Below are 22,710 nucleotides of genomic sequence, written 5' to 3'. Positions count from 1 at the left end.
CAAGGAGGCGAAGCCATGATGCGGATCACTAACATGATGCAAAATAACAGTCTGGTGAGGACTTTGAATCGTCACCAGTTGTCTTTGGACGAAACCCAAAACCAGTTGGGCACAGGACAAAGAATTAGGACTCCTTCCGATGATCCTGGAAGAGCGACTAACCAGATGTTCTTCCGATCTAGGATGAACGAGTTGGATACTTTCCAAGCAAACATTGATGATGGTTTCGGAAGATTACAACAGATCGACGGAGAATTGGATAGAATAGGTAACCTATTCCAAAGAGCAAGAGTTCTTGCAGTCCAAGCTTCCAACGGTATCTACCAAGGTGATAAAGGTTTCGAATTAGAAGTCGCCGTTGGTAAAGAGATAGATGAATTACTAAGAGCGTTAGTCGATATAGCAAACACAAGAGATGCCACAGGAAGACCTCTTTTTGGTGGACATGTGATCGAAAGACCTCCTTTTGAGCCGATTGAATCAAAGATCAAAGGACTCCAAGGATTAGAATTAAAAAACCAATACATCGGAGTAGAATACAGAGGAGATATCGGAGAACAGATCAGAGAGATCGAGAAGGGAGAATATATCCCTGTTACTATTCCCGGAAACAAAGTGTTCTGGGGAACGAACATGAGTGTTACCAGTCGCGTGGATAACTCAGGTTACGTTGCGGTTTCTGATCAAAAGTTCAAGATCGATGGAGTAGAAGTCCAAGTTTCTGCCGGTGATACAATCGACGATATCATAGACAAGATCAATAATTCTCCGATAGAAGCGAAGGCTAATAAACTCGCTCAGGATAATATCAGTCTTAGTTCTACTGCACCTCACCAAGTTTGGTTAGAGGATGTAGATGGGGGAACAGTTCTAAGAGATATCGGTTTGATCGATTCTGGAAATTCTGAGCCTCCTAATAATTATAGCAAATCTGCAACTGTTACCGGTCTTTCCGTATTCGATGTTTTGATCCAATTCAGGAACGATTTGATCCAAAAAGACCAAGAGAGAATTTCAGGTCGTGATATCCAAGACTTGGATCTCGCATTGGAGAATATTCTTCGTTATAGATCCATTGTAGGCGCAAGGATGAATCGTATGGAAGAGCATTCTCAAAGAGTTTCTTTCGATAAATCTTATATGACCGAGTTGCTTGCTAAAAACGAAGGAATCGATTTCCCGGAAACTATCATGAATATGAAGTGGCTGGAAACTATCCATCAATATGCACTTAACGTAGGATCCAAGGTGATCAAATCCACTTTGATGGACTTTCTAAGATAAAAGTAAGATTCTCCGAAATTCAGTCGGGGATAGTGATTTGAAAAAAGTATAAACTTAGAGCCAAGCTCTGAAAAATAGGTCGGTCGATGATTGAGATCCATAGCAAACCTTTCGGAAAAATAAAAGTTTCTGAGCGACAACTTATCAAATTTCCGGAAGGACTTCTAGGTTTCGGGGGATACAAAAGTTTTGCCCTAATCGAAGAAGACGAAGAATCAGTATTCAAATGGTTGCAGTCCGTCGATGAAGTGGACCTTGCTTTTGTAGTAATTCCCCCTTCTTTATTTAAAAAAGAATACAAACCGATTTTGAGCCAAGAAGAACTTTCTCAAATCGGGTTGCAGGATGTTTCGGAAGCTTTGACCTTAGTCATTGTGACGATTCCGAACGATGATCCGGCATCTATGACAGCAAATCTACAAGGCCCTATTTTAATTAATAAGACGGATTTGACTGGTCGCCAATTCGTATCACGCAACGAGATCCATTCCGTTCGTGAAAGAATTTTGGAAAGCGCCACTGTGGAGATGTCCTAAGTGCTCGTACTAGCTAGGCGTACTAATGAATCCATTATTATAGGTGACGATATCGAGATCGTTATCGTGGATATCAAAGGGGATCAAGTAAAGATCGGAGTCAAGGCTCCAAAAGAAGTTTCCGTTCACAGAGCGGAAGTGTACCGTGAAATCCAGGCTGAGAATAAGAAAGCCGCCGGTGCGAAAATTAAGCCGGAGGAATTGGGAAAAATTGGCAGCATGCTTAAAAAAACCGATTCGGGCAAAAAAGAAAAATCTTAAACTTCTAAGTTTCTTTCTTACCCTTCTATTTACGATCTCTTGTTTGTCTTCCCAAAGAAAGGGGATGGCTTCCTCTTCAGATTCGATCGTATTATATTATCTTAAAAAGAGTTCAGAAACTCCACTCTTCTTACAAGCGGAGACTTGGCTGCCCACTGCCTCCGGAGTTTTGACAGGTGCAGGGCCTGACCAATTGGATAAGACTGAATTTATTTCCAGATGGGAAAAACTTTTTAAATTCACGGGAGTTGCGGATACTGGAGTTTTAAATTCGGAACCGATCCGATTATTTACGGAAGAGGAAGCCTCTCGTTTGGGAGAATTATTATTTAGGGCAGAAGCAGAAATTCCGGACGGACTTCCTCAAGCCTACCAAGTAATAATCAAAAGAGAAGATCCAATTCGCCCTGGGCTTAGGATCAGAAGAACTATTTTTTATATAAGAAAAAGTCCGGAAGGGATCATATTAGAATTCTCTGAAATAGGACAGGTACTTGATTTTCAGACCACATATTCTTTTAGAGATTGGACTTTGGCCCCTATTTCAAAGCCGGAACCTTCTTCTCGTAATTCCATTTATCTTCCAGAGATCCGCCCCGAAGGTTTAGATTATCTTACATTTGCGACAGAAGGAGAAGAAGTGAAAAATCGCATCCTTGTGAAAAATGGTTTTTGGACTGCGAATCCTTCTAAGAAGAAAGTAGTAACTCCTACCAAAAAAATCCCTAAAACGATAGAAGATCGTTTGAGAACTTTGCAGGAACTTTTGGATAAGGGATTGATCTCTAAACAAGAATACGAAAAGAAGAAGGCAGAAATTATTAAAGAACTCTAGTTGCGTTACTCCTAAGCACGTACACGCGGATTATATTAAACCCCGAAAACTTTTCTATCTCCGGGGTTTAATACGAAGAATATTATAAGAGCCTGTCCCAAAAGGTCCAGGCTCTTGAAGCCGGCATTACCGACTATAGATTCTTAACTAATCCTACGGTTCCCCCGTAGTTTCCAAATTGTTCGTTGTCAGTAGTAGAGCTTAAATTAGGAACTGCTCCTGCTTCTACTACTTGCCCTCCGGAAATGGACGGTCCTTTTACTTCACCTACACTGAAATAGGTAAGCTGGTAGAATCCACCGAATCTGATACCGAATGTTTCAAACGGTTTAATTACGAAACCTGTTTCGAAAGTCATAGTAAATCCGGAAGCTCCCGCAAAGAATCCGTCTTTGGATTTGAATGCGTTGAAGTCTAGACCGTTATACGCTCCAGCAGTAGCTCCTGTGTCCACACCAAGCTGAGCGGAACTCAAAGATAAAGTCCCCCAGAAGAAGCTTGTATCACCTCTAAAGTACCAATTCATCCAACTCCACATAGGAACTGCAACGCCGTAGTCTAAAGAAAGCGTAGTGATATTATATCTAAGGTCTCCGAATCCGATCGCGAATCCTGAAATTCCATCCGAACTTCCTGAGCTGAAACCCGGGAGTTTGATCCCGAAATTGGAATAGTCTCCAGTCGTTTTTCCTTGGCCATAGCCAATTGAAAATTCGTAACTTATGTTATTCGAAGTGTTTAAGTTTAAAGGTCCCCAACCGTACTTCACTTTCCACTCGTTGGTAGTTGTCGTAATTTTGTCGGTAGTGTATCTGTTAGAAGTACTAGTAGTAGTAGTTTCTGTTGTAGATTTTTCTCCCAAAGAAGCGACGATACCGATGAATGTATTATCAGATAACTGGTGAGAATATCTGATCTTAGGAAATCCGCCGCTTGGAGTAGTTTTACTATCTTCTTTGAAGAATTCAGGGGTCCCACCTAATGCACTTCCTGCAATCCTTACACTATTTAAAATTCCGTTAATAGATTGAGGGCCGCCTTGGTTCAGACTTCCTGCGACTCCATCTAATTCCAAAATATGTAATAAACCATTTCCGTATGTACTTCCATTACTTGAGGAAGAGTTATAAGAATCGTTACCGCCGATAGGAGCTTGGTCTTGAGGTGGTTGCTGTTGGTTATTGTTGGTAGGTTGATTTTTAGGCTGCCTTTGGTTATTCGGAAGTGTTTGTCCGAATAAGGAAAAGCAAACTAGATAAGTTGCCAATAAAGCTAGAATCTTTTTTTTCATGAGGTGCCAGAGTAATAATTTTTTTCCCAAAACACCAATTATTCAGGAAGAGAGCAAGGAAAAAAACAAAAGACCGGAGCGGCCCCCGAAAGGGCCGCTCACGTAGTGAGAATAGTGAAGAGAATTGGATATATGTTAACTATTTACCGGGTTATTGGTACTTAGGTAACAATCCATAAATACCATACCCATATAACCTATTGAAAAGACAGATTTTTTTCACTTATTTGCCGATTTTTTAATAAGAAACTTTCAATAAGATCTTTGCTTCGCGAAATAAATTTCCAGCCTCGATTGGAGTCGCAGATTTTGCGCTCATAGTTTGAAAACCATCCATGACAGGAAGTGGTTCGGAAATTTCTTGGAAGTCCGCTCTTATCTCTACAAAATCCTTAAATTTCAAACCTAATGCTGAGAGAATAATATCAGCTTTTTTGCGAGCATCCTTCGCCGCTAACTGTAAAGCTTCTTGGGAAGCTTTTTCTAAATTTGCATCCGTTGCCTGCAATCGGATCCCAATAATTTGATTCGCTCCATTTTGAATAGATTCATCTATGAGTTTGCCTGCAGATTCTACTTTAGCTCTTACTAAAATTGTATTGGACGCTACATAACCTTTGATCTGTCTCGCTCCGGATTTAGGATATTCGTATATTGTTTGCAAACGGATTGCTTCCGTTTGTAACGAAAGTAAGGACTGTTTTTTGAGATATTTTACTAGAGAATCGGTCTTTGAAGAGGTTTTCTCATGAGCTTCTTCTGCAGTTTTGGATTCTGTTTCTACTCCTATTCGTATTTCCACAAGTTCTGCAGGAACTGCAACTTTGGAGAAACCGCTAACGATCAGGACTTTTTCCTGTTCTGCAAATGCGGAGCCTAAACTAGCGAATAATAATATGCACCCGAATAATATCTTTTTCATAAAAACTCCGAGGGTAGGACCTATGTCTGTCCGGAAAAATTCCCGAACGGTTCGGATTTTTAGATTTTATTCTAGTTATAAAAATTGAAATTTGTAAGAAGGATCTCTCAGTACTTTACGAATTCTTTATCAAGTTCGTCTTGGTAACGGCTGACCCGTTTTTTTAGGTTTTTCTTTCCTACATAATATTTTCCTTCCTCTTCTCGTTTCGCCTTCTCCGTAAATTTTTCGGAACGATGAGAAAGATAAGGATGTGTCATAAAATATTCTTGGATGGGAGAAGCCGCATTTTCCTTTCCACCGCTTTCTTCCTGTAGTTTGAGGAAAGTCCTTCCCATCGCGAATGGATCGTAACTTTCTCTGAGTAATAGATCGTAACCGTAAGAATCAGCTTCATCTTCTTGGTTTTTTCCGAAAGAAGGTTTTAGAAGTAAAGCTGCGGTTAGATCTGCCAGCTCTCCTAGTGTGGAGGCACCGATCTTTTTCGCTAATAATTCGCCTCTGACCATATCCATGCAGTGAGAAAGTTCTACGTGACCAATCTCATGTCCGATCACTGCGACCAATTCTGCTTCTGAACTTACCATAGAAAGAAGTCCTTTAGTCACGAATAAAACCCCTCCCGGCATTGCATAAGCATTCGGAACGGAAGAGTCCATTATAAAAACTCTATATTCGAATCTTTTGTCTTTTCCGACCGTAAGGTTGGTGACCAAACTTTTTAAATAGATCAGATCCGGATCTTTTTCATCTGCGTAAGATCCATAACGTAATGCTACGGAATCTCCCAACTTCTTCTCGTCCAGATCGCTGATAGGCATAAGTTTAGTAAGAGAACGATCCAAGGTTTTGATCGGTTTTCCCAGTAACTGGAATGCAGGAGAAAGAGTGGCGGGCATTTCCACGTTGGCCTTACTCTTTACCGCCAAAAATGAAATGATTGCCCCAAACGTTAAAAGTATAACAAAGAATAATAATCGATTACGGAGCATCTGTTTTCTCCTTATTTCCAAATTTGCCGTAAAGAGTGTTCATCAAGATAAGTATTCCTCCCACTCCTAAGAATACCAGTGCACGGGTGATTGTAGAAGACTGAGAAAGATCCCAGAAGATCAATCTAAGTAAACATATGATCATTGCTACTAAGGACACGTAACGGAAATGTTCTTTTTTCAGAATGAGTCCCATTAAGAAGACGATGAACACTTCTACCATCCATAATAAAGTCAATAAAGAGGAATCAAAACTCCAGAATAGGAAGAATGCTCCCGCTGCAAACAAAGGATAGAATATGATGTAGTCAGATCTTCGATCAAGTCTTTCGGAAAGTTTTCTGATCTTACCGGGATAACCATCTACTTCTATTCCTTGGAACGGAGGAAGAAGTTGGATCCTTGCTAAGTAAGCGATTTGTAGTATGATCCCGACGAGTCCACCCAGCCATTCTTGATTGGCCCAGTATTCTGAAGGAGTCAGAGCGGAACTAGAAATGAAAGCCACATGAATACAGGAATACCAATAAAAACAGGTAGAATAAAATCTAAATCTGGAAATTTCCCAAGAAGTTTTCAAACTGATCTGGTTCAGGAAGAATGCCCAAACGATCCAGGCGACAGGCAACCATGTATTCGGAATTTCTAATGCAATGATCGCAGTGATAAAGATCCCTGTCAGCTCCCAGAACAATGGCAAAAGAGAATTCCAGTAATTTGGAGTTTCTTTTTTAAGATTCGGACTGTTTGCCCAATATAAAAATACTCCTATTGCAAGAGCTTGGATCAGAAATCTGATCTTGAAGATGCCTACATATAATTCCGATTGAAGATGGACCAGAATATGAGCTCCTAAGAACAATCCCACAAATATTAGCGCAAAAAATTGCCAGACCGGTCCTGCGGAATTGATAGAGGACTTCCAAGTATTCTCCCATTCTTTTTCTCTTTCTGAGAAAAAGTTTTTAGTTTCCAAGTATACCAATGAAAGAAGAAGCCAAAGTATTCCGGGTAAGAACGGAGAAAGACTTTGAGTAGTCCAGTATGCTAAGAATACGATATGTAAAGATAAAAGTATCGCTCCAGGTGAAGAAAAATATCTGAGCTTGTCCGATCCTATTTGCACTTTAGAAAGAGGGATCATTAAGAAACAGAATATGATAGTAGGAAGATCTCTTAGTAGTACCTCCCACCTTTCCAAAGAATAAATTCTATAGATCACTTCGAAATGTAATGCTGCAACAAAGAAGAAGATCCCAACTCCTAAACCGTTCCAATTCCTGTTTTGTCGGATCACTAACAAAATGACTCCGAATGCAGGAAGATACAGTTCCGAATGTTTCCAATCGAATAATTGGAAACAAATAGCCGATGCTAAAAGGCCGGAAAAAATCCCTGCGGGAGATATTCTATCATCTCCACCTACTCCGTAAATATCGTCGGCTGCAGTAGAAGTTTCCTTATTTCTAATTTCATCATAGAATTGGATCAAGAATGTAAGAATGATCATCACGATCGTAGTGATAATGATTGGCCAAGCTCCTAGATTCAATCCACTGAAGTATTTCACGATCAAAAGAAGAATGTACCAAACCCAAGAAATATGAAGAAGTGCCGCTCCTATATTCTTAAGTAGATTTTCTTTTTCTTCGGAGCTCACAACAAAGAAGATGGAGAATAATAGAGAAACATATACATTGATAAGGAATAGATCCACTTCCCATCGAGTGAGTAATATGATCCCAATAGAAGCAAGGGCCAAGGACACCAAAGTATCAGTGAGATAGAGCCAGCGAATATTTAGCTTTTCTCGAGCGGTTCTGGCCCAGAAAAATAATCCGATCGAGACTGAAATTAGCACAGGAGGATTCCATTTAGATCCAGTGGAATACACCGATAAACCTAAACCAATTCCTGCCCATATAATTAGGTGAGTGATAAAAGGAAGACGTTGAATATTTGCTGATGAATATACTTTTCTATAATGAGCTAAGATAGATGGAATTCCGACAACAAGAGTTCCTAAAATTCCCCAGGTTTTGGAATGAGGAGAACTTAATACATGTAATTGTTCCGAGAAATGTCCTTTATAAAGAAAATTTAAAATTAAAAAGGAAATTGCAGTTTGTATTAAATGAAATTCCCATTTGCTTCTATAAGATAGAGCCACACTGAAAGCAGAAACTCCAACCGCTAAGAAGAAGATCAAAGTGCTCAAAGGAAGAATTGCTAAAGAAATTAAACTTAATACGATATGAAGACTAGCAAACTTTTGCTGAGAAGTTTGCCAAGCAAGTCCTAAGTTCACTAAAATCCCAACAATCACTAAGATGAGCGCATAAAATTCGGACTCTATCCATTTCATTCCTGGAACGGAAACTGCAGCGATACAAGAGAATAATATAACTGCACCGGCGCCGCTTCGGATCCAATATCCTATCTGCTCCCAGAATTCTTTTTTGATTAGAAGAATGGAGATTATGAATAAACCGACACCGATCCCTAGTACCATTAAGAATCTGAAGAATGGGGACATGCTTAGGGCCGCATAAATCCCTAAGAACCCGACACCCATTACGAGTATGATTGTTCCTAAGATCCCGGTCCAATTGTTGGCGATCTGCTTCTCGAATTTTTCCCAAGTCTCAGATTTTTTAGCTATAGGTACAGGTTCTTGTTTTATAATAGTTGGAGGTGCAACTGCTTCAGGTTTTGGAACTTTTGCAGGAGGCTTGGAAGAAGGGACTTCCTTCTTGGCTTCCGGAGTTGTTTCTTTTACCAAGATAGGTTTTTCTTCTTTAATTGGAGACTTTTTCTTTTCAGTCTGAGTTTCCGGAAGAGTCCCCTTTAATTGATTCTCCAGATCTTGGATCCTTTCCAAAAGTCCGTTGATCTTGGATAATAAAACAAAAGGAATAATAAGGTAGAATATGCCGGCGAAGAATGCTAACAAACCGATTAAAAAATACATAGTAGGTAGGCCTTTTCGAGTAACGTGTCCTTTAGGATTGCAACTTTCTTAAATTTTGGAAAAAAAATGAAAGTTTTAGAAAAGTAGTTTCTAGCGTTATTTAGTCCATTAGTATTTGAGGGTTTATTCTCTCGGTGATAAAAGTTTGGAATCTTCAATTTCACAGCTTAATATCCTCAAGCAGTTTTTCGAAAGGATCGGGGATGGAGTTCTTGTATTTTCATCTTCCGGAAATCTGATCGATGGAAATCCTGCCGCATTGCAGATCTTGGGTTACTCTTTGATAGAATTGAAAGAGATAGATTTCAGCCTTATCTCCGATATCCGAAACGGGATTTTTAACAGTCTTAAAAAAGAAGAAAAAACCAATTGGTACCTGGGTTACTTTTTACTTAAAAACAAAGAGATCAGGACATTCTATTGCCAAGGTTTTAAGATCCAAGGTGAGTCCGACTCGGAAACTACGACTTGGATCCATATTCGTTCTCCCAAACAACAAAGTGAACTTTCTAAAGAAGATATAACTCATCCGGAGATAGGATGGAGGGCTCTCGAAAAATTTTTCGATATGAACCCTTTACCGATGGCAATCACGGAGATAGAAACAGGTAAATATCTTAAGGTAAACAGACAGTTTTGTATTCAGGTAAAATATTCCGAAAATGAAATTGTAGGTAAAAGTGCTCTAGAGTTAGGTTTCTGGAGTTCTGCAGAAACGAGAGCTGATATAGTTGAGGCCATTAAAAGGGAAGGTTTCGTTAGAGATATAGAGTTGCGTTTTGCGAATAAACTAGGAGAAGAATTTTGGGGACTCTTCTCAGCTCACCCGATCGAATATGCAGGTTCTTTAAAACTACTTACGATCACGGTACCCATTACGGATCGAGTAAGAGAAGAAGTAGAAAAACAAAAACTTTTAGACGAACTAAAGGAAAACCAAGAAATCCTAAATCAGATCATTCGATTAAATCCAACTGCGATCACTCTTTCCAAATTGGATGGCACGTATCTAGATGCAAACGACGTATTCTTAAGTCTAATCGGAAAAACAAACGAAGAGATCTTGGGTAGGTCACCTGCAGATCTTGGGGTTTATTACGATCTAAGCGATAGAGAAATCATTCGAGGACTTCTACTCCAAAAAGGCGCTGTAGATAATCTAGAAGTGAAGATGGGCACCGCAGACGGAAAGGTCCGGTCTATTCTATTTTCCGCTAGAGTAATAGAAGCAGCAGGAGAAAAAAAGATCCTAGCAGTTGGCCATGATATCACTCATATCAAGGAGGCACAAGTAGACTTGGAAAGTCTTGCCTCCGAACTTGAAAAGAGTAAGGAACTTTTTCAAAGATTATTCCAATTGATTCCTTCTGCGGTAGTTCTTACGGATTTGGTTTCTAAAAAGATCATAGATGTAAACGAAAGGTTTTTGGAATTCATAAAATTTAAAAGATCGGACGTGATCGGAAAGCTCTCTCCCGCTATCAAGATTTGGGATTATGATCCGGATAGAAGGGCTGAAATTTATAAGCAGTTGGATGAAAAGGGAGAAGTCAGTAATATAGAGACTGTTTTTAGAGCTTCCGATGGAACCGCAATGCCTGTTTTGTATTCCGGACGAATCGTAAAATTAAATGGAAGACCTCATGTAATTTCTCTCGCAACGGATATTAGAGACCGTTTAGAAGCGGAAGAGCAGACTAGAAGATTGAACGCAGAAGTTCGGCACAATAAGGAACTCTTTGAAAAAATTTTCCAGATGAATCCAGCCGCAGTTTCTCTTTCAGATTTGGAAACCGGAACTTATAAAGAGATCAATAAAGCGTATTGTGATCTGATCGGATATACGAGAGAGCAGATCATCGGAAAAACTTCCATAGAATTAGGCGTATTAAAGAGTAAAGAGGACCGGGCAAAGATCAAAGCGGAACTTGAAAGTACTGGATGGACTAAGAATGTAGAATTAGCCATAGGTCATGCGGACGGATCGGAACGTTATGGGCTTTGCGGAAATAGAATTTTTAAAATGGGGGATCGAATGGTCCTCTTATCGATGGTAATTGATATTACGGATAGAAAAAGAGCGGAATCCGAGAGAGACAAGTATCTCGCTCAATTGGAAGAAAGTAAAAATCTATTCGAAAAGGTGTTCGAGCTGAATCCGGATACCATCTGTATTTCCGATGTAGAAACAGGTAAGTATCTTAATGTGAACTCCATGTTCTATGATCTGTTCGGATTCACAAAAGAAGAAGCGATCGGAAAAAGCTCATCGGATCTCGGAATATTGCCCGACCCCAACGTCAGACGTCTGTTTATCGAGAAGATGAAAGAAAAAGGAATATTAAAGGATGTTGATATATCTTTTGTTCGAAAAGACGGAACTCATATAGATTCAATCGTTTCAGGCCGTATTGTAAATCTAATGGGAAGACCTGCTTTAGTTGCCATCACAAAGGACAATACCGCCGCAAAAGCTGCCGCCAGAGAAAAAGAAGAAGAAAACTCCAGACTTTCCGAACAGGCAAGAGTTCTTTTGAACATGGCGACTGATTCGGATTTTGCTTCGGGAAATATTTCTTCCGGTTTGAATAATATAGTTAAGATGTGCACAAAAACTTTAGGCTGTGATCGTGCTTCCATTTGGCTCTTTTCAGATAAGGAAAAAACTGTTTGGTCTTTAGTTTCAGGCTGGGACCAGAAGTTCCAAACTTATATGGATCCGACTACAATGGATCTAAAACAGTATCCTAAATATTTTGCTTCTCTGAAGACGGAAAGATTTGTGGACGCATACGATGTGATCAACGATCCAAGAACTTCCGAGTTTGCAGAATCTTATAGTATTCCTCTTGGGATCCAATCCTTGCTGGACGCTCCCATCTTCTTAAGAGGCGGAATTTACGGAGTCATCTGTTTAGAACATAGAGGTGCTCTGCGTAGATGGAAAGGATATGAACAACAATTCGTAGTTACGGTTGCAGAACAAGTTACTCAGTTATTATTAAATTCTGAAAGAAGAGAGGCTAAGGAAGAATTGGAAAATGCAGTTCGTATTCGAACTTCAGAATTAGCGTCCGCTTTGGATAATCTGAAAAAAACCCAGGACCAACTCATCCTTTCCGAAAAGATGGCAGCGCTCGGACAGTTGGTTGCGGGTATAGCGCATGAGATCAATAACCCGTTAGGAGCCATCTCAGCTTTGAGTGGTGAGTTGAGAGCTTATTTAGATTCTTCTCCTGAACGTTTAGAAAAGTTAGGCCCATTCTTTGCCGAAGCAGAACCGAGTTATATCAAACGATTATCAGAGTTTATCCGTGCAGGAATTTCCAATAAGGAAGTTCAGGTTTCAAGGGAAGAAAGAAGGTACGTCCTTAAAAAATTAAAAAATTCACTAAGCGAACTTGGTTTCGAAAATGCTTATGATCTTGCGGATAGATTGATGGACGTAGGGTTATATCATTCTGCGGAAGAATTCCCGGAAATTTTCGAATCTAAAAAAAATCTTGCGCTTCTAGATTTTGCGATCGAAGAGATCCAAACTTATAAGAACGCAGCTTCTATTCGTTTAGCAGTTGATAGAACTTCTAAGATTGTTTACGCTCTCAAAAGTTTTGCACATATCGATTCTGGAGATGGTAAGATCGAAACGGATCTTGCAGAGAATATAGAAACTGTTCTTACCATCTATCATAACCAGATCAAGAATGGCGTAGAAGTTGAATTGGACTTTCAAGCAAGACCGATCATATATGCGTATCCGGATGATTTGATACAGGTTTGGACAAACTTGATCTATAATTCTCTGCAAGCTATGCAATTCAAAGGAAAGATTAAAATTTCTATTTTAGATTCTGACTCCGATGTTTCCGTTTTGATTTCGGATAACGGTCCAGGTATTCCGGAAGATATTAAGTATAAAATATTCGATCCTTTTTATACCACCAAGGCCCCGGGAGAAGGAAGCGGTCTTGGTCTTGATATTTCCAGAAGGATCGTTTTAAAACATGGAGGAAGAATAGAATTCAACTCCAAGCCAGGAAAGACAGTATTTAAGGTGATCCTTCCTAAAACTTGAATTAGGTCTTAAAGAATTCCACTTCTTTTTTCAAAGAACTTGCTTGGTTGGCAAGTTTCTCAGCGAGTGAATCAATGTCGTTTACGATTCCATTCAAAAACTCAGTAGCTTCCGAAATGCTACCAATCGTTTTAGAAAATTCTAAAGAAGTTTGAGATTGTTCCTTTGTATGATTTCGGATCTCTTCTGCGGATCGGATCAGTTCAGAAAACGCATTTTTTACCTGCGCACTTGCAACCAACTGCGATTCGGATAAGGAAGAAACTTGTAAAATTCTTTGCGAGGTGTTTTGAGCAGTGTCTCCTATTCTTCTGAAAGCGACTTCAGTATTTCCTAAAACTTCTCTTCCTGAATTGGTCGCCTTTACAGCTTCTGCCAATGTTGTACGGATCCTTTTTGCGTTCTCCTGGGTTTGTTCTCCCAGTTTAGAGATCTCTTGAGCTACTACGGCAAAACCTTTTCCTGCTTCTCCAGCTCTCGCGGCTTCAATGGCTGCGTTTAAGGAAAGAAGTCCGATTCTATCCGTAATCTCATGGATTACATTTACGCTCGCTTCCATTTTGGCTGTATTGGACTCTATCTCAGCCATTGCATTTCGAGTAGATTGCAATGCGGATTCTCCATTGGAAGTTTCTAATCTCATTCTCTCTGCGTCGTTTTTTGTATCCATAAGAGAAGTATGAACATTCCGAATTCTATCTTCTAGTTCTGCAAGGGACGCAGTCGCTTGTTCTACCGTACTGGACTGACTTTCCGCTCTGGAAGAAGTAGATTGAATGGATGCGGCAATTTCTTCCACCCCTGAACTCATTTGTTCTGTAGAGGCAGCTTGCTCTTGCATTTTTATAGAGAGATCTTTTGTTTTTCCTTCTAAGATCTTAGAACTTTGGGAAAGCTTTTCCGATTCTTTGATTACTGTTTTCACAACGATCCGAAGTCGTTTCACAAAATCGTTCAGCATCTTGCTACTTCTTCCCAATTCATCCGTAGACACCATAGGAAGTTGGATCTCCAACTCACCTTGGGACATTTCCACAAACGCGTTCATCATATTTTTGGAATTTCTACGAATGCTGGCAGCCAATAGATAGGAAGAAATAGTAAGAGTGATCACCATAAATAGTATGGTAAGAGAAAGTGCTAAAGTAACATCTCCTAGTTTCAACCAACCGGAAGTCTCTTCTACTAAAAGATAACCGAAAATAACAACAGGTAATAAAGCGATGGACGCAATTGTTGAAATGATTCTAACAAAAATAGATACCTTACGAATATCTTTTTCTTCTAAAGGAAGTCCGTTTAATTTATCCGATTCTAATACTTCCGAGAGCACGGACTCGGTTAAAAAGAAATGAGAAATTCCTAAAGTAGGATAAATGATCAAAGGTAAGAGTAAAAACGGAGCTGACTCGAAAAATTCCGGGATAAAGAAGAAATGCATCATTTTCCAAGCGGCAGGAATTCCGTAACTCCACTGAACGATATAAAATCCGGTATTGAGAAGAGGAAAGTTCAGAAGTTTTTTCTTAACTTCTACTTTTCCTTTTGTGTTCAACTTTTCCCAATTATTGGGCTCCAACTTGGACAAGAGCCTTCCTAAATACAAAAATCGAAGTGTGGGGAAAAAATAAGAAGAGGTTAATACGACCGTAGAGGACCCGATCAGTGCAATCGCCTTATTGAAGTCATACGCTCCGGCTGCGATAATGAATAGAACCGCCAAAGGGACGGCAAGAACGGAAGTTAATAGCTCCAGGCCTAAGGTCAGTTTCCATCTAAGTTTTCTAGATTCTCCCCTTGTCATTTCCGTTCTTTCCCTTTTTTTGATTTGAAAGAAGCCTTAGGCTTCAAGATATTTCATGACAATGAGACGCAGATTGCTTTTATCATCCACCTCTTTGTTGATTTTACTGTTTGGATTCTTTTACATCGATTTTGCAATTTATGGAAAAAGTCAGTCAACCGACACAGCTTCGCCTTCTACCTTACAGTCGGGGCCTATGTTAGGTTACTCGACTCATAAAGAAGTGAAAATTTGGGTTCAGACTAAGAATCCTTCTAAAGTATTCGCGAAATATTTTATTTCCGGAAATTCTGAGCAAAGCCACATAACTCGGGAAGTAAATACTGAACATCACAAGGGAAATGTTGCTCATCTGATCGCCGACGTATTAGAACCCGGAAAAACATACGAATATATAATTTATGTAAACGGAAAACAGCAAGAACCTAAGTCGGAACAAAAATTTAGGACACAACCTATATGGATCGGAAAGCCAAGCGGACCTCCGGATATCAAATTTGCTTTGGGAAGTTGTGCATTCGTATACGATCCTAAATATGATACACAAGCAAAACCGTACGGAGGAGAATATTTTATTTATAGATCCATTTCTGATCAAAAGCCGGACTTCATGCTTTGGATGGGAGATAATATTTATCTAAGAGAACCTGATTGGGAATCCAGAACAGGATTTATTTATCGTTATACAGAACAAAGATCCTTGGCGGAACTCCAACCTTTACTTGCGAATGTACACCACTATGCAGTCTGGGACGATCATGATTGGGGTCCGAATGACGGGGACGCTTCCTTTTGGATGGGAGCTACAGCAGAGGAAATTTTCAAACTTTTTTGGGCAAATCCGAATTATTCAAAAAAAGGAATATACGGTTCTTTCACTTGGGGGGATGCGCAATTCTTTTTAATGGATGATCGTAGCTTTAGAACGGCAAACGACAATAAAACAGGTTCCAGATCATTTTTTGGAGAAGAACAGTTGGATTGGCTGGTGAACGGATTAGCATTCTCCAAAGCAACGTTCAAGTTTGTTGTAGTAGGTGGTCAGGTCCTAAATCCGTTATCCGTGTTTGAAAATTATTCCACTTATGCTGAAGAAAGGGAAAAACTTCTTTCCAAAATCTCAAAATTGAAGATAAAAAACCTGATATTTTTGACCGGGGATCGACACTTTACGGAATTAGCATACATCCAGGAAGGATTTGAATATCCAGTATATGATTTTACGGTTTCACCTTTAACATCTTCTACTCACGCACCGATTACCGAAAAAAATCCGTTGAGGATTGAAGGCACTCTTGTGGATGATAAAAGAAATTTTGGAACAATCGAAATTACCGGTCCTTTAAAACAAAGGAGCTTGGTTTTTAGAGTTTTTGATTCCTCTGGAAAAGAACTTTGGTCCAGGGATATTAAGGCCAAATGAAGATCCAAAAGTTTATGTTATATCTTCTACTGGTCATATTCATCGTTTTTCTGGGACTCTTCGGATTATTGTATTCCAACCAGGACAAGTTGATCTTCTTTCCTGAAATTTTACCTGAGAACTTTCATTTCTCTTTTCCTTACACGTTCCAGGAAGTTTCTTTGGAACTAGAAAATGGAGAGAAGATATACGCATTATTTTTCCCCGCCCAAGGTCCTTCTAAAGGTACGGTTTTGTATTTTCATGGAAATGCGGGAAGTTTAAGAAGTTGGGGAGGTATCGCCGAGGATTTTGTTCCTAGAGGCTGGGATCTTCTTATGACCGATTATAGAGGTTATGGTAAAAGTAGGGGTAAGTTAAGCGAGAAGGGAATGTACCAGGACGCGGAGCATTGGTACAAATATTTGAAAACGGATAAATTAAAAAAAGAGAATGAGATCATTCTATACGGAAGGTCCATCGGAACGGGGGTTGTGGTGGATTTAGGAACCAAAACAAACCCGGGCTATATTATATTAGAAACTCCTTATGCTTCTTTGGCGGATCTGGCTAAAGAATATTATCCATTCGTGCCCGAATGGTTTTTGGCTTATTCTTTTAAGTCTGAGAATAAGATCGGAAAATTACATTCTTCCGTAGCAATTATACATGGAAACGAAGATGAGATTATTCCTTTCCGACAAGGAAAGAAATTGTTTAAGATTGCTTTGGAATCAGGAGTAAAGATAGAATTTCTGGAAATAGAAGGAGGAAATCATAATAATCTCTCCTTCTTTCCGGAATACCAAAAAGGATTGGTAAATATTTTAGAATCGGTCCATCTAAACCGAAAAAAATCAAACTCTCAAAGATAATCTGGGAATAACACTTTTAGTTTTGCAACAGTGTCCGGATTTCTGCGCTCCGGAGCAGTAATGATAGAATACTTTGTGCTATTCTTCAGACTTAGATCATCCCCATTCCCGAGGTCAGGGATCAAAGCACTCAAAAGTCTTTTAGCATTGTCTGCGTTTTTTCCCAAGTTTGCCATCACCATTTCTGCAGTGACCGCTTCTTCATTCTCTCTCCAGCAATCGTAATCTGTAGACATACAGATCATTTGGTAAGCTATCTCTGCTTCTCTCGCAAGTTTAGCTTCCGGAAGTACACTCATATTGATGATATCTCCACCCCAAGAACGATACATATGGGATTCTGCTCTCGTAGAGAATAGAGGACCTTCCATACAAACTAAAGTTTTGTTTTGGTGGATCTGAAGATTGATCTTTGCGGCGGCTTTATTGATCCTATCGCTTAGATTTTTAGAAAAAGGATCTGCGAAAGGAGCATGAGCTACCACACCTTTTCCGAAAAATGTGGACTCTCTTCCTCGAGTTCTATCTATGATCTGGTTTGGCAGAACGAAATCCAAAGGTTTTATCTCTTCTCTCAGACTTCCTACTGAGCTGAATGCTACGATTTCTTCCACGCCTAAAATTTTAAGTGCGCAGATATTCGCCTTCATCGGAACTTCGTGAGGCATGATAAAATGTCCCACACCATGGCGAGGTAAGAATGCGATTAGTTTGTCCTGTATCTTTCCGATCTTGATCGTGTCGGAAGGTTTTCCCCAAGGAGTTTCCGGAAGAATTTCTTCTACTAGTTCCATTCCGTCCAGACTATAGAGACCTGTACCTCCGATAACTGCAGCTTTTACTTTAGTCCCCATATCCTTCTCCTTTGAATCGGAATAAATTCCATATATCGAAATATGGGTCCGATTGTAAAGAAGAAGGAAACGAAAAGGTTTTAGGAATTATCGCTCAGTAATTTTAGCTCGGAAGCCTTTGTTTTGATCCGATCAATCTCTGAGTTTAAGTTGGCTGAATCTTCGTTAATCTCATTGATATCTTTTTCTAATTGGGACATGGTTCGGATCATTTCTTTTTGACCCATGGATTGTTCTTTTTCGGATTCATGGATCTCGTTGGAAACCGATTTGATACTTTCCAATTCACTTAAGAACTTACGGATGATGTTTCTCTGTTCCAGATAAAGTTTGTTCATCTGGACAATTCTGTCGGAAGTTTCCAGGATCTTAAATTTTTGTTTTTCAGTCAGATCTCCAGTTTCTGCGGAAGCGATTTTTGCTTCTTGGATAAAGCTCTGGGATTGTCTTACGATTGCAGAGATGGACTTAGCGTTTTCGGAAGTGAAGTCTGCAAGTTTACTGACCTCGTTCGCTACTACTGCAAATCCTCTTCCTGCTTCTCCAGCTCTTGCGGCTTCGATAGATGCATTTAATGCGAGAAGGTTCGTTTTATCCGCAATCTCTCCCATGATCTGATTAATCTGATCCACTTTGTCAAATGAACCGGCAATATCTGCCAGATAAGATTTTGTCTTTTCGGCTGCGATGGTTACATTCTCCATGTCTACTTTATTATCATTTGCGAATGTAGAAAGTGCCTCGCTGTAACCTGTGATATTAGAAACTATATCTCCCAACTTTTTAGAATCATCTGCAAGTTCGCTCAAACTTGCATTTTGGGACTCAATGGATCTAGAAGTATTTGTAGAAGCAGCGGAAAGTTCTTCCAATACTGCATTCACTTCTTCCAGAGCGGCTGCCTGGGATTCCATCTTTTCTCCGGTACGATTGATGAAATGTGCAAATTTAACGATAGAGTCCTCCAAGCTAATTGCAGAGTCTTTAATGATTATCTGATTCTCGCTTAGTTTTTCGAGTAAGTCTTTGGAATCGGTATAGAGGCGGTTTCCTTCTACCGTTAATCTTAAGAACAATCTCATCAATTGAGCAAGTATCACACTTGCAACGAATATGAACGCAATTTTTATGATCTCAGTTGAACCGCTTACATTATAAGGAAGTTTCGCTGCTTCCACATCCATTACAAATCCAACTCCGTTTTGAAGTGCACATACTAGGGCAACTATCGCACCCGCAGTGGAGAATGCTCCAACGATCAAAACAAAGACCCTTTCTCCCAAAAGGCAGGAGTAGATCATGATATAAAAATAAATGAAGAATAATACGACGTTCTTTAAAGTCCCAGCCGCCACATCGGGAGAAACAAAAGTATCCAAGATCAATGTAGCGCTTAGAACGTTCACATCGAATAGCACGAAAAGTTTATGGGATCCGATGGACATATTCCTTTTACGATTCGCTATAAAATTGAAAATACAATAGAGTCCCATAAAGGCCGTACCTCCTGCATGGACCATAAATTGTAAGGGTTGAAAACTTTTATAAGCGCCTGCTAAAGAAATGATAAAAAGTAAAACCAGGCCTAAACGTATATGGTTGATTACGATTGCCCCGTTCTTCCAGATTTGTAGGATCGTGGATTCGGTTTTTAGATGGGAAGTTTCCATTCATCAATAGACGGAATTTCCCTAATCAGACTAACGTTGGAGTTCTTTTATTCGGAAGAATGTCCGCTTAATACTTTTAATTCGGACCTTAAGAAAGAGAAGTTCTCACTTCTTCCAAGATCCGATCCATTTCCAGGATACCTTCTTCGAATAAGGCCGGCCCTGGCTGCAAAATGATCGCAGGGTCCATTTCAAAAATTTTATCGTTTTTGATTGCTGGAATATTTTTCCATTCTTCTCTGGTGCGGACCCATTCAAAGTCCATAGGTTTTCCACACCAACTTCCGATGATCAGATCCGGTTTCGCATCTGCCACTTCATGCAGACTTATGATCCTGTCTTTGGCCAAGGATTTTTCCTTTAACTGGCCGAAACAATCTACTGCTCCGACGATCTCCAATAATTCGGAAACCCATCTGATCCCTGTGATAATCGGATGATCCCACTCTTGAAAAAACACTTTAAGTTTTGGTTTAGAAGAAGAACGTTTTTTTATCTCGTTTAATTTTTTCTTATACGATCCTACGAGTGTAGAAACTTGTTCCGATTTTCCGATCAGTGATCCCACCATAAGTATTGTTTGGAAAATTTCCTCCAAACTTCTTTGATTGGTGATCAGGACATTCAGACCTTCTTTTACAAGATCATGCGAAAGTTGGGCCTGAATGTCCGAGAAACCGATGACTAGGTCCGGATCTAATTCCTTGATCCGCTTTATGTTTCCATTAATAAAAGCGGAGACCCTCGGCTTTTCTTCCTTTGCTTTCGCAGGCCTCTCTGTGTATGCAGAGATGCCCACGATACGATCTTCTTCTCCTAATAAGTAGAGAAGTTCAGTAGTTTCTTCAGTTAGACATACGATTCTCTGCGGACCGATTCTACTCAACTGTGATACTTCTTCTTATCTTCTATTAATTTTTCTACCACGCTTGGATCAGCTAACGTGGAGATATCTCCCAAACCTTCGAACTCACTTGAGGCGATTTTACGTAAAATCCTTCTCATAATTTTTCCGGATCTAGTTTTAGGAAGTCCAGGCGCCCAATGGATCACATCCGGTCTTGCGATCTTTCCGATCATTTTTTCCACAGTTGTGATCAGTTCTTTTTTAAGAGAATCGTTTGTGGTCACGCCTTCTTTTACCGTGACGTAGGCATAAATTCCCTGGCCTTTGATATCATGTGGAAATCCTACGACCGCTGCCTCAGCCACAGAAAGATTTTCTACAAGTGCGCTTTCCACTTCTGCGGAGCCGATCCTATGACCTGATACGTTAATCACATCGTCAACGCGACCTGTGATCCAATAATATCCGTCTTTATCCCTTCTTGCTCCGTCTCCTGTAAAATAATACCCTTTATATATGGAGAAGTAGGTATCGAAAAATCTTTTTGGGTCCTTAAACACTCCTCTCATCATGGAAGGCCAAGGAGATTTGATTGCTAGATTGCCGGAAACTTCTCCCTTAGAGTTGATCTCTTTTCCTTCATCATCTAAAAGAACAGGCTGTACTCCGAAGAATGGAAGAGTAGCAGATCCGGGCTTTTGAGCGATAGCCCCAGGTAAAGGAGAGATCATGATCGCTCCAGTTTCCGTCTGCCACCAAGTGTCTACGATAGGACATTTGGATTTTCCAACATGTTTAAAATACCATTCCCATGCTTCCGGGTTGATAGGTTCTCCTACAGATCCGATCAGTCTGAGTGAGCTTAGGTTTCTTTTTTCGATAGGATCCGTTCCTTCTCTCATTAAGGAACGGATCGCGGTAGGCGCAGTATAGAATACTGTGACTCCGTGTTTATCGATCACATCCCAGAATCTTCCAGCGTCAGGATATGTAGGAACTCCTTCAAACATGATAGAAGTAGCTCCGTTAGAAAGTGGACCATACACTAAATAACTATGACCTGTTACCCAACCGATATCGGCAGTACACCAGTAAGTGTCCGTAGGCTTAATATCAAAAACATAATGGAAGGTCATATTGACACCGAGAAGATATCCTCCCGTTGTATGGAGAACCCCTTTTGGTTTTCCAGTCGAGCCCGAAGTGTATAGAATGAACAAAGGATCTTCCGAATCCATTTGTTCCGGCTTACAATATGCAGGAAGATTCGGATCGTTCATCAGATAATGCCACCAATGATCTCTACCTTCTTTCCAATTCAGTTCCGTTTCTTGGCCGGTCCTTCTGACCACGATGACACTATTTACTTTTTCTGAAGATTGGTCCAAAGCAGTATCAACTGCCTTTTTGAGATCCAGACTTTTACCACCTCTATAACCTCCGTCGGAAGTTATGATCAGTCTTGGTTTACAATCTTCTATCCTACTTTGCAGAGCCTCTGGAGAAAAACCTCCGAACACTACCGAATGGATGGCGCCTATTCTCGTACATGCAAGAATCGTAATGGCTAACTCTGGGATCATAGGCAAATAGACCATGACCACATCGCCTTTTCTGATCCCTGAACTTTTTAGAACGTTTGCAAACTTGTTTACTTCACGATAAAGATCGTAATAGGTATAAGTTTTGGATTCTTGAGGATTATCACCTTCCCAAATGATTGCTGCCTTATTTTTTAAGGGAGAATCTATATAACGATCCAAACAATTATAAGAGACGTTGATCTTGCCTCCCTCGAACCATTTTACTTTTGCATTCTTAAAATCGTGCTCTAAAACCTTGTTCCATTTTTTGAACCAGGTAAGTCGGGCGGAAGCTTCTCTAGCCCAGAACTTTTTAGGGTTTTCTATCGATTCTTTGTATAATTCCTTATAATCTTTGAGGGTAATATTTGCCGTTTTTTTGAAATGAGCGAACGGCGGGACGATTCTTTCTTTCGACATGGCTTCTTCCTTCGCAATCGAATACGAAACTTTTTAATTTCCGTATTGTCCACTCATTCTCGGACCAACTTTTCAGAGAGTTTTTTAT

General features: G+C 39.9%; 16 protein-coding genes. 7 read left to right on the top strand and 9 right to left on the bottom strand.

Features of this window, described 5'->3' with window-relative positions:
• Positions 1–18 precede the first annotated feature (18 nt).
• The 4 genes from CH352_RS08145 to CH352_RS08130 all read left to right on the top strand — a co-directional run bounded on the left by CH352_RS08145 (position 19) and on the right by CH352_RS08130 (position 2,916).
• Positions 19–1,284 carry a flagellar hook-associated protein 3 gene (locus tag CH352_RS08145; RefSeq protein WP_100704816.1) on the top strand — a complete coding sequence of 422 codons (1,266 nt, stop codon included), beginning with the start codon at positions 19–21 and terminating at the stop codon, positions 1,282–1,284.
• A gap of 86 nt (positions 1,285–1,370) precedes the next feature.
• Positions 1,371–1,820 (top strand): flagellar assembly protein FliW, encoded by a 450-nt coding sequence (gene fliW / locus CH352_RS08140; protein ID WP_100704815.1) that lies wholly within the window; start codon positions 1,371–1,373, stop codon positions 1,818–1,820.
• Positions 1,821–2,081, top strand: coding sequence for a carbon storage regulator CsrA (csrA, locus tag CH352_RS08135; RefSeq protein ID WP_020769544.1), 261 nt, complete (start codon positions 1,821–1,823; stop codon positions 2,079–2,081).
• Positions 1,999–2,916 (top strand): SHOCT domain-containing protein, encoded by a 918-nt coding sequence (locus tag CH352_RS08130; RefSeq protein WP_423789673.1) that lies wholly within the window; start codon positions 1,999–2,001, stop codon positions 2,914–2,916. The genes csrA and CH352_RS08130 overlap by 83 nt, the downstream gene beginning before the upstream one ends.
• Before the next feature lie 133 nt (positions 2,917–3,049).
• On the opposite strand, the gene CH352_RS08125 is transcribed toward CH352_RS08130, so the two are convergent.
• The 4 genes from CH352_RS08125 to CH352_RS08110 all read right to left on the bottom strand — a co-directional run bounded on the left by CH352_RS08125 (position 3,050) and on the right by CH352_RS08110 (position 9,092).
• Positions 3,050–4,207 (bottom strand): hypothetical protein, encoded by a 1,158-nt coding sequence (locus CH352_RS08125; RefSeq protein ID WP_165780122.1) that lies wholly within the window; start codon positions 4,205–4,207, stop codon positions 3,050–3,052.
• A 238-nt stretch (positions 4,208–4,445) separates the two neighbouring features.
• Positions 4,446–5,129 carry an SIMPL domain-containing protein gene (locus tag CH352_RS08120; protein ID WP_100704812.1) on the bottom strand — a complete coding sequence of 228 codons (684 nt, stop codon included), beginning with the start codon at positions 5,127–5,129 and terminating at the stop codon, positions 4,446–4,448.
• Positions 5,130–5,236: 107 nt separating this feature from the next.
• Positions 5,237–6,121 (bottom strand): M48 family metallopeptidase, encoded by an 885-nt coding sequence (locus tag CH352_RS08115; RefSeq protein WP_100704811.1) that lies wholly within the window; start codon positions 6,119–6,121, stop codon positions 5,237–5,239.
• Complete coding sequence (locus CH352_RS08110; RefSeq protein ID WP_100704810.1) at positions 6,111–9,092, bottom strand: DUF2339 domain-containing protein; 2,982 nt, start codon at positions 9,090–9,092, stop codon at positions 6,111–6,113. The genes CH352_RS08115 and CH352_RS08110 overlap by 11 nt, the downstream gene beginning before the upstream one ends.
• A gap of 145 nt (positions 9,093–9,237) precedes the next feature.
• Here CH352_RS08110 and CH352_RS08105 point away from each other — a divergent pair, with 145 nt between their 5' ends.
• Positions 9,238–13,167 carry a PAS domain S-box protein gene (locus CH352_RS08105; protein WP_100705265.1) on the top strand — a complete coding sequence of 1,310 codons (3,930 nt, stop codon included), beginning with the start codon at positions 9,238–9,240 and terminating at the stop codon, positions 13,165–13,167.
• Between the two features lies 1 nt (position 13,168).
• Here the strand turns inward: CH352_RS08105 and CH352_RS08100 are convergent, their stop codons facing one another.
• Positions 13,169–14,971: a methyl-accepting chemotaxis protein gene (locus tag CH352_RS08100; protein ID WP_100704809.1), complete on the bottom strand. Its 1,803-nt coding sequence runs from the start codon at positions 14,969–14,971 to the stop codon at positions 13,169–13,171.
• A 61-nt stretch (positions 14,972–15,032) separates the two neighbouring features.
• Between CH352_RS08100 and CH352_RS08095 the strand changes: the two genes are divergently transcribed.
• Together CH352_RS08095 and CH352_RS08090 are read left to right on the top strand one after the other, a co-directional pair.
• Positions 15,033–16,394, top strand: coding sequence for an alkaline phosphatase D family protein (locus tag CH352_RS08095; protein ID WP_423789671.1), 1,362 nt, complete (start codon positions 15,033–15,035; stop codon positions 16,392–16,394).
• A complete protein-coding gene (locus CH352_RS08090; RefSeq protein WP_100704807.1) occupies positions 16,391–17,248 on the top strand; it encodes an alpha/beta hydrolase in 858 nt (285 codons plus the stop codon). Before CH352_RS08095 ends, CH352_RS08090 begins: the two co-directional genes overlap by 4 nt.
• On the opposite strand, the gene mtnP is transcribed toward CH352_RS08090, so the two are convergent.
• The 4 genes from mtnP to acs form a co-directional block, all read right to left on the bottom strand.
• Positions 17,239–18,102: an S-methyl-5'-thioadenosine phosphorylase gene (gene mtnP, locus CH352_RS08085; RefSeq protein WP_100704806.1), complete on the bottom strand. Its 864-nt coding sequence runs from the start codon at positions 18,100–18,102 to the stop codon at positions 17,239–17,241. The two genes, CH352_RS08090 and mtnP, sit on opposite strands and share 10 nt — an antisense overlap.
• A gap of 80 nt (positions 18,103–18,182) precedes the next feature.
• Positions 18,183–19,772 (bottom strand): methyl-accepting chemotaxis protein, encoded by a 1,590-nt coding sequence (locus tag CH352_RS08080; protein WP_100704805.1) that lies wholly within the window; start codon positions 19,770–19,772, stop codon positions 18,183–18,185.
• An 88-nt stretch (positions 19,773–19,860) separates the two neighbouring features.
• Entirely contained in the window at positions 19,861–20,658 is a 798-nt protein-coding gene (locus CH352_RS08075) for a cobalamin-binding protein (RefSeq protein WP_100704804.1), read from the bottom strand.
• Positions 20,655–22,622, bottom strand: coding sequence for an acetate--CoA ligase (acs, locus tag CH352_RS08070; RefSeq protein ID WP_100704803.1), 1,968 nt, complete (start codon positions 22,620–22,622; stop codon positions 20,655–20,657). Before acs ends, CH352_RS08075 begins: the two co-directional genes overlap by 4 nt.
• Positions 22,623–22,710 lie beyond the last annotated feature (88 nt).

The organism is Leptospira hartskeerlii (assembly GCF_002811475.1).
GTDB lineage: Bacteria > Spirochaetota > Leptospiria > Leptospirales > Leptospiraceae > Leptospira_B > Leptospira_B hartskeerlii.
The sequence above is the reverse complement of the archived record's forward strand: the minus strand, read 5'-3'. Positions and strand labels throughout refer to the sequence as shown.

Coding starts and splice junctions, on each gene's coding strand:
- CH352_RS08145 (WP_100704816.1), top strand. CDS start 19: ATGCGGATCACTAACATGATGCAAAATAACAGTCTGGTGAGGACTTTG.
- fliW (WP_100704815.1), top strand. CDS start 1,371: ATGATTGAGATCCATAGCAAACCTTTCGGAAAAATAAAAGTTTCTGAG.
- CH352_RS08125 (WP_165780122.1), bottom strand. CDS start 4,207: ATGAAAAAAAAGATTCTAGCTTTATTGGCAACTTATCTAGTTTGCTTT.
- CH352_RS08120 (WP_100704812.1), bottom strand. CDS start 5,129: ATGAAAAAGATATTATTCGGGTGCATATTATTATTCGCTAGTTTAGGC.
- CH352_RS08115 (WP_100704811.1), bottom strand. CDS start 6,121: ATGCTCCGTAATCGATTATTATTCTTTGTTATACTTTTAACGTTTGGG.
- CH352_RS08110 (WP_100704810.1), bottom strand. CDS start 9,092: ATGTATTTTTTAATCGGTTTGTTAGCATTCTTCGCCGGCATATTCTAC.
- CH352_RS08100 (WP_100704809.1), bottom strand. CDS start 14,971: ATGACAAGGGGAGAATCTAGAAAACTTAGATGGAAACTGACCTTAGGC.
- CH352_RS08095 (WP_423789671.1), top strand. CDS start 15,033: ATGAGACGCAGATTGCTTTTATCATCCACCTCTTTGTTGATTTTACTG.
- CH352_RS08090 (WP_100704807.1), top strand. CDS start 16,391: ATGAAGATCCAAAAGTTTATGTTATATCTTCTACTGGTCATATTCATC.
- mtnP (WP_100704806.1), bottom strand. CDS start 18,102: ATGGGGACTAAAGTAAAAGCTGCAGTTATCGGAGGTACAGGTCTCTAT.
- CH352_RS08080 (WP_100704805.1), bottom strand. CDS start 19,772: ATGGAAACTTCCCATCTAAAAACCGAATCCACGATCCTACAAATCTGG.
- acs (WP_100704803.1), bottom strand. CDS start 22,622: ATGTCGAAAGAAAGAATCGTCCCGCCGTTCGCTCATTTCAAAAAAACG.